Below are 15,433 nucleotides of genomic sequence, written 5' to 3' on the forward strand. Positions count from 1 at the left end.
TGCGGCCGCTCAAGGCGGCGTGCCTCCCATGAAAACATGCGGAAGATCGATCGACTCGCCGGACTCGCGCGCCCGGCGCTGCCAGTACACGGCACACGCATAATCACGCGCGACGTCGCCCTCGCCGCCGTACAGGTTGCCGAGACGTTTTTGCGCGGGACCATAGCCGGCTACGGCCGCGACGTCGTACCAGCCAAGCGCTTCCTCGAGCTGGCCGGCCGCGTCGTACAGTTGCGCGCAGTGATAGGCCGCGAGCCGGTCCAGTGCGGCGCTGGGTTGAGCGGCGCAGCGCGGATCGTCCATGCGCGCGAGCGGCACGCGGCGGGGTGCGTCCATCGCTTTTTTCTGTGTGTGCGTGGGCGGCGGTAGCGGGTAGCCGAGCGAGCATGCCACCTGGGGCTCGGCTCTTGCGGAACCCCAGGTGGCAACACTGGCCGCAACAGCCATGGCGGCGATCCACCATGCAACATTGGCGAATGTCGGCGAAATCCTCCGTGTCAGGAGCGACCTTATAAGCGACTGCGCGAGCACTCTCACAGGCGAGTTCACGGACACACCTCCGTTGCACGCAGGCGCACGCTCTCGTCGCGCGGTTCGGCGACGGCGTGATCGGCGAGCCGGCACGGCGCGGGCTGGCGCACCTCGAGGTCGCCCTCGTGCGGATAGGTCTGAACCTGCTCGAGATCGCCGGCGAATCCGTATTTCACCTTCAGCGTGAATTCGTCCTCCTGATGCATCTGGTTCACCATCGCCGACTGAATCCCCGCCTGCACCGAGGAAATTGCGCTGATCAGCACGTTGTTGCCGACGCACGGCCCCATGTTGACGCGCGCGCAGTTGACCTTCGTGCCGATCGCGAAGCGGGTCTGCTGGCCATCAGGCAGCGAAAAAAACGCGTCGTAACCAGACACAAGCGACAGCTTGCCGACGTTGTTCAGAGTGAACTCGCCCGGCAGCGCTGCGCCGACATTCTGGTTTTCCTTCGTCGTGAGCGTGATGCTGTTCGCGCCCACCGACGCCCCGCTCGCCGTGGTGACGAAACCGCCAGCGACGATCGTGAGCGCGTCGCCGATTAGCGTGGGGCCGAACGTCGTGGCGCCGCCGCTTGTCGTCGACAGGTTGCCGGCCGTGCCGGAGATCTTGAGCGCACCGCCCGCCGTTACGTTCATCGTGCCGGGCGTCGACAACGCCAAGGCGAGGTCCTGCGCGCTCGTCAGTGAGCCGCCAGCGGCGCGAGCCGTGACCAGTGCGCCGAACGTGTTGGCCAGATCTAGGAGCAGATTGCCGTTCGGCGTGCTGAGCGTGGTCGTGCCGCTCACCTGTAGCGCGCCGCTCTGCGTGATGTCGCCACCCGCGCTCACGTTCAGCGACGCCACATTGGATGCCCCGAAGTTCAGTGCGCCCGCGCTATTCACGCTGGTCGGTCCGCCGCTCAATTGCAGCAGGTTACCGAATTGATTGGCCTGGTTGAGCGTGATCGCGGCGGCGCCGGTCGTTGCGATCGAGGTCCTACCGGTAATCGTCGCGGCGGCCGATTGCGTGACGGCGCCATCCGACTGCAGTGTCAGGTTCGCGAGCGTCGTCGTGCCGAGCTGGATACCGCCGGTGTCCGCGCTGAGAGCAAGCGAACCGCCGCCGGTAAACGTCGCCGCGCCGGTGAAGTGATTGAAGGCGTTGCTCGCGTTGAGTGTCGAACCGGCACCGATGTTGAATGTGGCGCCGCGCACGTTGAACGCACCCGACAAGGTGTTGAGGCCACCACTCGCAACGAGCGTACTGCCACTGAGCAGGCTGAGGTTATTGCCGAGTGTGGCGCCGGAAAGCGCGAGCGTGGCGCCGCCGTTCACCGTCGCGAGACCGCTGCCGAGCGAACCGCCCGCGCCGACGGCCAGCGTGCCTTGTGTGATCGACGTGCCGCCGGTATAGCTATTCGCGCCATTCAGCGTGACGAGGCCGGCGCCCTGCTTGGTCAGCGATTGTCCCGTGCCGTCGTCGCGAACCGCGCCATTGACAGTGAGCGCTGCATTCGATGCCGCCGATACCGTGCTGCCGCCGCTCAGCGTGACGAGCCCGTTCGCGACACTGTTGCCGGTTGTCGTTTCCAGCGTGCCTCCCGCCAGCGTGACGGCGTTTGCAAGCGTGTTCTGCAGATCGAGCGTGGCGCCGCTGCCGACCGTGATCGCGCCCGTCTGTGCGCCCGCGGTGCCGCTGTTCTTCAGCGCAAGCGTGCCGGCTGTCACGGTGGTGCCGCCGGTGTAGGTCTGGGCTGTATCGAAGCTCAGCGTGCCGGTGTTCTGCTTGCTGAGCGCGCCGCCGCCACTGATCGCTCCGTTGAAGGTGCCGGCCGACGCCTGGTCGAAGACGAGACGTGTACCGCCGGCGAGCGCAATGTTGCCGTTCAGGCTGCCCGTATTGCCTTGCAGCGTGCCGCCCATCACGCTCGTGCCGCCGCTGAAGCTGCTGATGCCGTTCAGCGTCACAAGCCCCGTCCCACTGACGACCAACGCGCCCGCCGATGCACCGTTGCCGAGCGCGCCGTTGATCGTGAGTGCCGCGTTGCCGCCGGTCGCGAGGCCGTTGCTGCCATTGAGCGTCACCGCGCCGTTCACGATGCCGCTACCCGTGGTCGTCTCCAGCGTGCCGCCATTCAATGTCACCGCATTGGCAAGCGTGTTCTGCACATCCAGTGCCGCGCCGTTACCCACCGTGATCGCACCCTCCGGGGCGCCGGCTGTGCCGTTGCCCGTCAAAGCCAGGGCGCCGCCGGTCATGCTCGTGCCGCCGGTGTATGTCTGGTCTGTGCCGAACGTCAGCGTACCGGTGCTCTGTTTCGTGACCGCGCCCGCGCCACTGATCGTGCCGTTGAAAGTACCGGTCGATGCTTGGTCGAACACGAGCCCCGTTCCGCTAGCGAGTGCAATATTGCCTTGCAGACTGGCGCTATTGCCCTGCAATGCGCCGCCCGAAACCGTCGTGCCACCGCCATAGCTTTGCGTACCGTTGAATGTCAACGTGCCGCTGTTCTGTTTCGTGACTGCGCCGGCGCCGCTGATCGAGCCGTTGAAGATACCGTTCGATGCCTGATCGAACACCAGCGAAGTGGCGCTCGCAAGACCGATATTGCCTTGCAAACTGGTGGCGTTGCCCTGTAGCGCGCCGGCCGTCACCGTCGTGCCGTTGCTATAGGTGTTGAGGCCGTTCAGCACCACGGCGCCCGATCCGTTGACGATCAGTAATCCTTTCGATGTGCCGTCGCCGATGACCCCGTTCACGGTCAACCTCGCGCCACTCCCAGTCGCAAACGTGTTGCTGCCGTTCAGGGTGATCTGGCCATTCGCGATGCCGGTGCCGGTTGTCGTTTCCAGCGTGCCACCGCCATTCAGCGTCAATGCGTTAGCGAGCGTGTTCCGCAGATCCAGCGCGCCTCCGCTGCCCACCGTGATCGCGGCTGTCGAAGCGCCGGCGGTGCCGTTGCCGCTCAGGGCCAAGGTGCCACCGTTGATCGTCGTACCGCCGCTGAAGGTGTTGATGCCGGTCAGCGTCACCGTGCCCACACCGTTCACGGCGAGCGCGCCTGCCGGTACGCCGTCGACGATGACGCCATTGACGGTCAGCGTCGCGTTGTTGCCCGTCGAGAACGTGTTGCTGCCGTTCAGCGTCACCTGGCCGCTTACGATGCTGGCGCCGGTCGTCGTCTCCAGCGTCCCGCCGCCGTTCAGCGTCAATGCATTGGCAAGCGTGTTTTGCACATCCAGCGCAGCGCCACCGCCGACCGCGATCTCTGCACTGCCGGTCGTACCACTGCCTGTCAAGGCCAGCGTGCCACCCGTGACGTTTGTTCCACCGGCATAGTTTTGTGCTGTATTGAACGTGAGCGTGCCGGTGCTCTGCTTCGTCACTGAACCGGTGCCATTGATCGTGCCGCTGAACGTGCCATTCGATGCCTGATCGAAAATCAACGAAGCGTTGTTCCCGATGTTGCCCTGCAGACTCTGCGTATTGCCCTGCAGCGAGCCGGCGCTCACCAGTGTGCCGCCTGTGTACGTATTGACTCCGGTCAGTACCACTGTTCCCGGTCCGCTGACGGTGAGCGCATTCGGTGACCCACCACCGCTGATTACTCCGCTGACCGTGAGCGTCGCGCCTGAACCGGTCGCAAAAGTGCCACTGCTGTTCAACGCGACCGGTCCGCTCACCACACCGGTTCCGGTCGTTGTCTCCAGCGTCCCGCCGCTTAACGTCACCGCATTGGCAAGCGTGGTCTGCACATCCAGTGCTGCACCGCTGCCCACCGCGACCAAACCTGACTGAGCGCCGGCCGAGCCGTTGCCAGTCAGCGCCAGGGTGCCGCCCGTGACACTTGTGCCCCCGCCATAACTTTGTGCGGTGCCGAACGTCAGCGTGCCGGTGTTTTGTTTAGTCACCGCACCGGTCCCACCGATCGTGCCGCTGAACGTGCCGTTCGATGCCTGATCGAAAACCAGCGAAGCGTTGTTCGTAATGCCGCCCTGCAGGCTCTGCGTATTGCCCTGCAGCGTGCCAGCGCTCACCAGTGTGCCGCCTCTGTAGGTGTTGACTCCGGTCAGCACCACCGTTCCTGGTCCGCTGATAGTGAGCGCGTTAGGTGATCCGCCGCCACTCACGACCCCACTTACGGTGAGCGTCGCACCAGAACCGGTCGCGAAAGTGCCACTGCTGTTTAATGCAACAGGTCCATTCACCGTGCCGGATCCCGTCGTCGTCTCCAGCGTCCCGCTGCTTAACGTCACTGCATTGGCGAGCGTGTTCTGCACGTCCAGCGCGGCACCGCTGCTCACCGTAATCGCTGCAGTACCTGCTGTTCCGTTGCCGGTCAGCGCCAGGGTGCCGCCACTAATCGTCGTACCGCCGCTGAAGGTGTTGACGCCGGTCAGTGTCGCTATGCCTGTGCCGTTCACGGCAAGAGCGCCCGCTGACGCACCATCGACAATGACGCCATTGACGGTCAGCGTCGCGTTATTGCCGGTCGAAAATGCATTGCTGCCATTCAGCGTTATCTGACCGTTCGCGATGCCGTTGCCGGTTGTCGTTTCCAGCGTGCTGCCGCCGTTCAACGTCACTGCATTTGCCAGCGTGTTCTGAACGTCCAGCGCGGCACCGCTGCCTACCGTAATCGCGGAAGTGCCGGCTACCCCGTTTCCGGCCAGCGCCAACGTGCCGCCCGTAACGCTAGTGCCGCCGCCGTAACTCTGTTGCGTGTTGAATGTCAGCGTGCCAGTGTTCTGCTTTGCGACGGCGCCAGTCCCGCTGATCGTGCCGTTGAACGTGCCGTTCGAGGCCTGATCGAAGACCAGCGACGCGTTGTTCCCGATGTTGCCCTGCAGGCTCTGCGTATCGCCCTGAAGCGTGCCGGCGCTCACCTGTGTGCCGCCTGCGTACGTATTGACGCCGGTCAGCACCACCGTACCCGGGCCGCCGATGGTCAGCGCATTCGGTGATGCGCCGCCGCTGATGGTTCCGCTGACCGTGAGCGTCGCACCGGAGCCAGTCGCAAAAGTGCCGCTGCTGCTCAATGCGACCGGTCCACTTACCGTGCCGGTTCCGGTCGTTGTCTCCAGCACGCCGCCACTTAACGTCACGGCATTGGCAAGCGTGTTCTGCACATCCAGCGCCGCACCGCTGCCGACAGTTATCGTGCCCGACTGAGCTTCCCGCTGCTCCGCTTCCGGTTAGAGCTAGGGTGCCGCCCGTGACGTTCGTTCCGCCACCGTAACTTTGCACGGTGTCGAACGTCAGCGTGCCGGTGTTTTGTTTTGTCACCGAACCGGTGCCATTGATCGTGCCGCTGAACGTACCATTCGACGCCTGATCGAAGACCAGCGAAGCATTATTCGTGATGCCGCCCTGCAGGCTCTGCGTATTGCCCTGCAGCGTGCCAGCGTTCACCATTGTGCCGCCGGTGTAGGTATTGACTCCGGTCAGCACCACCGTTCCCGATCCGCTGATAGTGAGCGCATTCGGTGACCCACCACCGCTGATTGCTCCGCTGACCGTGAGCGTCGCGCCGGCGCCGGTCGCCAAAGTGCCGCTGCTGTTCAATGCGATCGGTCCGCTCACGACTCCGCTGCCGGCTGTGGCCTCTAAAGTTCCGCCGCTTAACGTCACCGCATTGGCAAGCGTGTTCTGCACATCCAGCGCCGCGCCGCTACCGACAGTGATCAAGCCCGACTGAGCGCCCGCCGTGCCGTTGCCGCTCAGCGCCAGAGTGCCACCCGTGACGTTTGTACCCCCGCCATAACTTTGTTGCGTAATGAACGTCAGCGTGCCGGTGTTTTGTTTCGTCACCGCGCCAGTTCCGCTGATCGTACCGCTGAACGTACCGTTCGCCGCCTGATCGAAAACCAGCGAAGCATTATTTGTGATGCCGCCCTGCAGGCTCTGCGTATTGCCCTGCAGCGTGCCAGCGCTCACCACTGTGCCGCTGGTGTATGTATTGACACCGGTCAGCGCCACTGTTCCCGTACCGTTCACGGTGAGCGCGCCGGCCGGCGTGCCGTCGACAATGGCACCGCTCACGGTCAACGTCGCATTGCCGCCGGTCGAGAACGTGTTGCTGCCGTTCAGCGTCACCTGGCCATTCACTATCCCGCTGCCAGTGCTCGTCTCCAGTGTCCCGCCATTCAGCGTGACCGCATTGGCAAGCGTGTTCTGCACATCCAATGCCGCGCCGCTGCCAACCGCGACCAACCCCGATTGAGCGCCGGCCGAACCGTTGCCAGTCAGCGCCAGGGTGCCACCCACCACGTTCGTCCCACCGTCATAACTCTGCGTTGTATTGAACGTCAGCGTGCCGGTGTTCTGCTTCGTCACCGAACCGGTGCCACTAATCGTGCCGCCAAACGTGCCGTTCGACGCCTGATCGAAAATCAGCCCCGTCGAGTTGTCCAGAACAATGCCGCCTTGCAGGCTGGTCGTATCGCCCTGAAGCACGCCGCCCGTCACCGACGTGCCACCGCCATAGCTCTGCGTGCCATTGAATATCAGCGTGCCGGAACTCTGCTTCGTGACTGCGCCAGTCCCACTGATCGTCCCGTTGAACGTACCGTTCGATGCCTGATCGAAAACCAGCGAAGCATTGTTCGTGATGCTGCCCTGCAGACTCTGCGCATTGCCTTGCAGCGTGCCTCCGCTCACCACAGTGCCGCCGGAGTACGTATCGACGCCGGTCAGCACGACCGTGCCCGTACCGCTCACAGTCAGCGCGCCTGCCGGCGCACCATCGACAACCGCATTACCGACAGTCAGCGTCGCATTGCTGCCGGTCGAAAACGTGTTGCTGCCGTTCAGCGTCACCTGACCGTTCACCGTGCCGCTACCGGTGCTCGTCTCAAGCGTCCCGCCATTCAACGTCACCGCGTTGGCAAGCGCGTTCTGCACATCCAGCGACGCACCGCTGCCCACCGTGATCGCCGAAGCGCCGGCGGTGCCACTGCCCGTCAATGTCAGCGTGCCACCCGTGACGTTCGTGCCGCCGCTATGCGCGTTCAACTGGCTCAACTCAAGCGTCCCGCCGGTCAAGGTCAAACCGCCGGAGCCCGAAATCGAACTGCCGCCTGCCTGGGTTATCGTCCCATTCGCATCGGTCAACCCAAGGGTGATCGCCCCCGTGCCCGAACTCAGGCCGCCGAGCGACATGCCGCCTGCGCCGGCGAGCATCGAAATGTTGCCGCCGTCCGTCGACAGCGAAAAGCCGTTCATCAGGATCGCGTTGCCGGCCTCGAGCGAAATCGATCCCTGCGAAGACGGCGCCGTCGTCGTATTCAGCGCCAGGTGCGACATGAAGATGATGGAATTTGTGGCCTGGAGCACCAGGTTGGTCGTCGACGAAAGCCCCACCAGCGTCGACGTCAACACATACGAATCATTCGCGCCCGCAGTGAACGTACCGGTTCCCGATGCCAGCGTCCCGCATGTGCCGGGGTCGGTTGCGACGATGCACAGGTTGTAAGGATCGAGCAGCAAGGTGCCACGCTGACCGTGCGGCGCGCTCAGGTCAACGGAGCCGTCCACGACGAGCGCCCCCTTGCTCGATACTTCCACGTTGCCGCCGTTGCCGCCATTCGCTCCGCCGCGCGAAACGATCGCCCCGGAAAATTGCGTGCGATCATTGGACCAGACGACAACCTGCCCGCCATTACCCTGATCGGTTGCGCTCGCATCCAGCACCGCGCCCTTCGCGATGGTGGTCGTCGATGCGTTCTGCAACGGCCCAGTGCCACGCTCGGCGCCGCCCACCAGGATCGTGCCGCCGCCGACCGCGCCCGACGTGTCGAGCTTCGCCGTACCGGCCAGCGCCAACTGGTTGCCGCTCACCGTAATATTGCCGCCGTGGCCGCTCGCCCCCGCGCCGCTCGCGTCGAGTGTGCCGCTGATCGACACGATGCCTTGCGCGCCGCCGTTCAGCTGAATGTCTTCGCCATTCGAGCTGATCGACCGCGCGCGAATCACGCCGCTGCTATTGATGACGGTATCGAGCGCACTGTCACGCGCCTGTGCACTCAGCAACACCGGACCACCGGAAAAAATGGTGCCGCTGTGGGTAATACTGGCCTTCAGCGCGCCGGCATCGACACTCACCGACAGCGGGCTCTCGGCATCCAGCGTCATGCTGACTCGATCTCCCGCAGCCAATGCCACGCCACCCGAGGCGCTCAGATTGCCGCTGTTGACGATCTGCGGCGCGATGAACACCACCGCGCCATCACGCGCATTCACCGAACCCTGATTGACGATACTGCCCGCCGAACCGCCGTTCTGAAACGCATAACGTCCAGCGAGGAAATCGCTATCGGAGATGCCGAGTGTCGACGCGACGAAACTGCCGGTGTTCACCGACGCCCCCGGCGCGAACAGCACGCCCGCCGGGTTGACCAGGAAGACCTTGCCGGTCGCCGTGATACTGCCGAAGATCGACGACGGCGAACCGCCCACCACCCGGTTGAGCGCGACCGAACTCGCATTCGGCTGAACGAAACTAACGCTGTTGCCGTGACCGATCGAAAAGCTCTGCCAGTTGATGATCGCGTTACTGCTCCCCTGATTGATCACCAGTTGCTGGCCATTGGGCTGCGTCACCGTGACGTTGCCCGACACCACCTTGGCGCCGCTCGGCAGCGTCTGCGAGAAAACGGCCGCGCTCGTCAGCAGTAGCGCGGACTCCAATACGAGCGTGCGCACGCCTCGCGCCCACGAAAAATCGCGCGTGCTGCAACGACACTCGTCAAAGGAACGATCGGGATAACTCACCGATCCGGTTTTCCGCAGCATCCCGTCTCCTCAGCGCACGGACCGCGAGGTCCGCATCAAAAGAACTGCACCCATTGCACCCAGACACGCGGCGTGTTGTCGTGCGTGTCGGAGGTTGGCTTCCTGCCGCCGTGCCACGCGATGCTGGTGCGGAACAGGTACTTGTTAGGCGCGCCGAAATTCATGCCGACGCCGTAGCTCAGCAAGCGCACGCTATTGGACTGGCTGGGATCGGGCGCCGGCGCGTCGCCCGGTTTGGCGTTGAACAGGATGTAGCCGAAATCGAAGAAACTCGTCAGCACAAAGCCGCCGGCGCCGATATGCAGTCCCGGCACCGTGTAGCGCAATTCGAGTGTGCTGGCGAAGCCGTCGTCGCCGATCGCTTCACCTTCCGGATAACCGCGTACGCGGTTCGCGCCACCCAGCGAGAACTTCTCCGCCGCGGTCAGATTCTTCGAAGCGGCTTGGCCCGACGCGGAGAAGAACAGCGCGAGATTCGGTGCGAGTTGCTGAAGACGCTGATAGTCGCCATAGAATTTCGTGAAGAAGCCGTTCGTGTGGTAGCCATTCACGCTGGCGTCATCGCTTTTCTCGGCGTCGCTGCCGAAGCCGAGCGTGCCGAACATCACACCAGCGGTGTAGACGTTGACGTAGCCCGTGCCGCGCGAATCGCCATTCACCTGAGCCTTCAGTCCGACGATGTCTTTCTCCTGCGCCGGCGCACCGCTCTGTTTGTCGTTGAGATCTTCATAGGTCAGCCCCACCTGAGCGAACAGATTTGAATCCTTGCTGCGCTGGATCGGTTGGAGTACGAACAGATTGACCACGTCGGCGGTGCCGTGCGCATTCAGGTCCGCGAACTCTTTGCCGAGCGAATAGTTGAGCCGGCCGTAGTCGACACCCACGCGCGTCCCCAGGTACCCCACCGGCACGAGGTAGCTCACGTCGCCGAAGTCGCTCAGGTTCTGATTGGTGATGAAACCCTGTACCGACAGCAGGTCGCCAATCCCGAGCGGGCTCACGAGACTGGCCTTCACCCCTAAGCGGTAGGCGCCCGCATAGCGATTGCCGTAGTTGTCCACATCGATTTCGCCGGTGATCCGCTTGGGCTTCTCAGCCAGCACCTCGACCTCGAGATCGGCGGTGCCGACCTGCGCGCCGCGATTGAGTGTCGAACGAATCACCGCCCCGGGCAGATCGCGAATCAGCAGCAGCGGTGTTTCGACGGACTTCTCCGTAATGATGTCGCCTTCCTTCAGGCGCGCGCGCAGCATGCCCAGCACCTGGTCTTCGGTCACGCGCGCTTCGGCCGGGTAAGGATGCTTGACCGTGATCTTGCCTAAGCGCCCTTCGAGAATGCCGATCGTCACGACACCGTCCGAAATGTTCTGCTTCGGCAAGAACGCGACGGCAAGGAAATAACCGCGCTGGCGATAGAACGCCTTCACCTTGTCGACGATCTCGTTCAGACCGTCCAGGTCCACCTCGTGAAACGCATACGGGGCGAGCAAGGCAGTCAGTTCTTCGCTTGAGATGACGGTGTTGCCGGTAAAGCGAAAACCTTGCGGCGTAAAGCGCAGATCCGGCGCTTCGACCTTCGGCGCTGGCGGCGTCTCAGGCGGCTTGACGACCACGTTCGGGTCGGCAGGTGGCACCTGCTGCTGCGGCTTGATCGCCTCGAGCAATTGCCCCGAAGTCGGCGGAGCCGGCGGAGTCTGCGGGAATGCGGGCCATGCGGCACACAGGCCTGCCGTCAGCCAGGCTTTGCGATGCAACACGTTCAAGCGTGTCGGCGTCCTGCACGGGAAAAATGGCATTGGATGAAAACCCGGACGGTCCTTTTATGTTTCTTTCGCGTGCGATGCGCCACGCCCCCTAACCTGCAATTCGCCGAACCCTGAACGACCTGCCTGCAAAGTTCAGCGAGTTGCCGCCATGATGGGAAGAGCGCGTTTCCGAAACGTTCCCGTCCTTGATAGAAGCGCTTCAGCGCCTAAGATGCATGCGCGGGTGAGCGCTGCAGCACGCACAGCGCGAGCTTCCTTGCGAAGCCCGCGTCGCAGCTATGCGTTCGATTTCGGCACGCCTTCGAGTGCGAGCCGCGCACCGGCAACGCGCTGATGCGCCCATTGCCGCCGCTCGCGTGAGAGCGATTGATAGGCCGCTTCACGCAGCATCGGATGGCGGAATGCATAGCAGCCCGCACCCGTTGCCACGATGAGCCGCGCTTGCAAGAGCGTGGTCAGCAGCGGCTCGATCTCGCCGACACTGCGCCCCGCCACCTCAGCGAGTAACGCAGCGGTGAAGTCCCTGCCGCTCGCGGCCGCGAGCTGTGCCAGTGGCTTGGCAGCGCCGACGGAATCGATGCGTCCCATCAGCAATTCGTGCAGGCACGGCGGCACGGCGTTGGTCGGGATGCGCTCGGCATCGGCCGCCGCACGCGCGAGCGCCACCAGGTAGAGCGGCACCCCGTCCGCACGCCTCGCGATTTGCGCCTCCGTATCGGGCTCGAGCGCGGCGCCCTGCGTGAGTGTCGCGATCAGCTCCATACTCGATTCGGGTGACAGCGGTTTGAGCTGGATGCGGGCGATCGCGGTCGTCGACAGCCATGGCGCAGCAAAGTCGTCGCGTCCCACCAGGATCGGCAAGCGCCGGTGCAGCGGCGTCTCGACAAGGCGCGCCACGAGTTGCAAGGTGCCAGGGTCGGACCATTGCAGATCGTCGAGACAGATAAGGCCGCCATCCGGCACGGCTTCTTCGAGCAGCGCGAGCAGGTGATTCACAATCGTATCGGACTGGTGCGACGCGCATTCGAGCCGTTTCGACCGATCGCTGAACGTATCGCTCAAGGATTCGAACGCCGCTTGAGCGCGCGCGGTGTTCGGCACTGCGGCGTCACGCAGCCAGCGTCGGAACGGATGAAAAAGTGTCGTCGCCAATTCGGGGCAGCAGCGCAATTCGATTGCCGGCACGCCCCGGCTCTTCACAAATTGCCTGACCAGCGACGATTTGCCCGTACCCGCGTCACCGGTCATCAGCAGCGCGCGCATCGATAGCTGAGCGCACTGGCGCAATGCGTGGTTCAGTTGCGTCAATTGCGCATCGCGTCCGATCAGCGTGTCGCGCTCCTGCGCCGGCAGCGCGGCGTCCAGCGGCATCGCCAACAGCGCTTCCACTCTTTCGCCAGTGGAGGCATCGCTGACGAACACCTGACGCACGGCGCGGAAATCGCATTCCGGCAACAGCTCGGCAGTCGCGTCGCTCATGAGGACTTCGCCGGCGCGCGCGCTGTTGGCGAGCAAGCCGACGATACGCGTCAGCCGGCAGCCGAGATCCGGTTGATTCTCATGGGCGGCGCTGAGCGTGAGCCCGGTGTGGATGCCGAAGACGATATCGACGCTGCCGCGCTCGGGCGTACCAACCGCCCCGTCCGCCTTGATCGAATCACGGCATTCGAGCGCGGTTGTCACGGCCCGGCGGACAGCGCCCTCCTGCGTGACCGGAAAGCCGAAGTACGCGAACATGCCGCCGCCTGGCGCGTGCACGATATAGCCACCCGCTGCCCGCAGGATCGCTTCGCAGCGTTTGCGCGGCGCCACGAGTGCGGCGGCCCAGCTATCCGGATCGTCGCAACGCGGCACGGTGAGCTGGCAATACGCGACTGTGATCTGGCGACGCTCCGCGGCCTCTGCAAACATCGGCGCAACCGAGCGCGTCGGCGTCGCGACGAGTGCGAGCGTGTCGCGGTGCGGCGGGACGTCGAGCGCGGCCCGGCAGTCTTCGAGTTCGGCTTGCGCCTCGGTTCGGCGGCCGGCGCGCATCAGCAAACCGATCAGCAGTTGCCACGCGGATTCGTCCCAAGGTTCTTCAGCCGTCAGGCGGCGAGCATGGGCGGCCGCGCGGGTGAACTCGCCCTGCTGCGCAAATCCTTCAGTCAGGAATCGCCGCAAGCGCGAGATCGCACAGCGGTAAGCGACGCGGCGCGCGTCCATCCAGCGTCCGAATTCACCCGCGTCGTTGATCTGGATATCGGCGAGGAATTCTCCCCGGTAGAGCGCCGCAGTTTCGGACAACGCTTCGAGCCGGTCCGGCGCTGCGTCCGCGGCGGCCTCCACGAGCCGGTCGTCGGGCGGCAACTCGCCAATCGCTGCGGACAACGCATGAACGTCGACCCACGGCAGCGCGTCCGGCCTCAGGCACAGCAGATCACGATGAATCTCGAAGCACTCTTCGCCAAGCGCCGCTTTCACGTCGAACAGAATGCGTTTGAGCTTGCGCCGCCCGCTCCCAGGTTCTTCGCCGGGCCAAAGCAATTCGGCCAGCCAGTCGCGCGAATGCGCAGCCCCCGGTTGCGACACGAGCCACGCGAGCAGTGCACGCGACTTGTGATACTTCAGTGGGAGTACGATGTCGCCACGCTCGATACGCATCGGTCCAAGTAACGCGATGCGATTTGCATGCGGCACAGCAAGTTCGTCACTGTCCGAGCGATAACGCTGCAGCAGCGGCAACACCGCCGCCTGTCCTGCCGAATTTGATTCGATCACGAGCATGTCGTGTCCGCCCCCGCCGTGCGACGCCTCTCAGGTGCATCGCCGGACTGGATGCCTGCTCCAGTTAATTGTGAATGAACTCGCCCTGAGTCAGTGACCCGGGTTAGTGGTCTTTACTGTTAAGTATTGGCAGAGGACCGGATCCAAACTGGGAAGGTCCATTTTTTATCCCCATGGTCCGTAAGATTTCTAACGTCTCTTGCTGCGGCGGGTTCCGCTGCCCGGTCGCGGCAAGGACTTTTAACAAATAATATTCATCGTACTAATACAAAGTCGGCACTTGATTTGTATGCTGTGTTGACCTATGACAGCTATCGCCGCGACCCGCTCGGCCACGGCCAGAAAGGCGGCAGTGGCCCTCGCGCGATAAATCCACCTCGTCCTGCCAACTCCACTTACCGGCTCATCTCGGCGCGCATCCCGCCGCTCAGCACCCCCAGATCGCGCGCCGCCTTTGCTGCTTCGCTGATATGACGGACCCGCAGTTTCTCGACGATCTCTGGATAGATCCTTCGGTATACCTGGTTTGCAGAAATCTTCAGTGCCTGTGCGATGAGTGCCGCCGCCATGCCGCGGCTCAACATCTGCAGGACTTCAATATCACGTGCGGAAAGCTTGTATTCGTCGGTCGCCGCACGCGCCCGCACCTCGGCGCGCCACTCCACCAATTCGGCCGCCAGCACCCGCAGCGTATGACGACGCCGCAGCAGCAGATCTTGGGCTCTCGCGTCGCTCATCCCCGCAACCAGCAGATACGCCACGAAAGACTCGCCCGCCGTGCGGGCCGGTGAAATCACGCCGGTGGCAAAACCTGCCTCAGCAAATGCGTCGAACGCCTGACGCTGGCCCGCACTGCGGATCTCGATCTGGTCGCTCGGGCACGGCGCGCTGTTCGAACGTGCGTACTCCAAAAACAGGTCGTTCATGTACCAGCGCCGCTGCACGAACTTTTGCAGCAAGGAGAAACAGCCTTCTGACATGAAATGACACCAACTGATGCCCTGTTCCCGATTGGAGAGTTGATACGACGCGAAGATGTACTTCGCCGGCGCCTGGCCGCGCTGGGCGAGCACGGTCGATATGAGCTGCGCGAGCCGGGGTTCGCTGCGCGTCGCGCGAATCGAATCGAGGTTGCTCGCCCCCATTTTCAAGGTCCCGCCAGTTGTTCCGGTGCGCTCGCGCAGCAACCGATCATGACGCTCGAAAGCACGCTGATAGGCGACCCTCAACACGTCGCGATGAGGATCGCTCGCGACTGCCTCCATCAAGTCATTGGCACCGCGAATCCGCGTCGAAATGGTGACGCACATGCCATCAGGTTGCACGAGTTGCCGTTCGATCAGTTGTCCATCGGGGCTCGCCATCAACGATAGCCGCAGCCGCTCTTTCCCCGCCCAGGCGGTCTCAACGAACTCCAGGTCCACGGTACAAGATCCCCTTTCTCCGCGCCAGAAGACGCGGGAAGTCCAGCATTGCCTCGAGATCATGTGCACGCAGCCATGGGGGAGATGCGAGGGGGAGCTTTTCTGCAAGCAGCACATAGACGCGCAATATGCTTATTGCCACCTTAGGTCACCCGTACGTTCATTTTTTTC

Annotated in this window: 5 protein-coding genes and 1 pseudogene; all 6 read right to left on the reverse strand. The window is 63.6% G+C overall.

Annotated elements, in window-relative coordinates:
- Positions 1-9: 9 nt before the first annotated feature.
- Positions 10-336: a hypothetical protein gene (locus tag ACUN0E_RS02945; RefSeq protein ID WP_445565589.1), complete on the reverse strand. Its 327-nt coding sequence runs from the start codon at positions 334-336 to the stop codon at positions 10-12.
- Between the two features lie 209 nt (positions 337-545).
- Positions 546-5,642 carry a beta strand repeat-containing protein gene (locus tag ACUN0E_RS02950; protein WP_445565590.1) on the reverse strand — a complete coding sequence of 1,699 codons (5,097 nt, stop codon included), beginning with the start codon at positions 5,640-5,642 and terminating at the stop codon, positions 546-548.
- A 79-nt stretch (positions 5,643-5,721) separates the two neighbouring features.
- Positions 5,722-9,306, reverse strand: a pseudogene (locus ACUN0E_RS02955) (beta strand repeat-containing protein); the annotation flags it as partial.
- 35 nt (positions 9,307-9,341) lie between these two features.
- Positions 9,342-11,063, reverse strand: coding sequence for a ShlB/FhaC/HecB family hemolysin secretion/activation protein (locus tag ACUN0E_RS02960; RefSeq protein WP_445570363.1), 1,722 nt, complete (start codon positions 11,061-11,063; stop codon positions 9,342-9,344).
- 285 nt (positions 11,064-11,348) lie between these two features.
- Positions 11,349-13,832, reverse strand: coding sequence for an AAA family ATPase (locus ACUN0E_RS02965; RefSeq protein WP_445565591.1), 2,484 nt, complete (start codon positions 13,830-13,832; stop codon positions 11,349-11,351).
- Positions 13,833-14,233: 401 nt separating this feature from the next.
- Positions 14,234-15,262, reverse strand: coding sequence for a helix-turn-helix transcriptional regulator (locus ACUN0E_RS02970; protein WP_445565592.1), 1,029 nt, complete (start codon positions 15,260-15,262; stop codon positions 14,234-14,236).
- Positions 15,263-15,433 lie beyond the last annotated feature (171 nt).

Source organism: Paraburkholderia sp. D1E, from assembly GCF_052682275.1.

Excerpts from the sequence above, each read along its gene's own strand:
- ACUN0E_RS02945 (WP_445565589.1), bottom strand. The coding sequence starts at position 336 with ATGGACGCACCCCGCCGCGTGCCGCTCGCGCGCATGGACGATCCGCGC.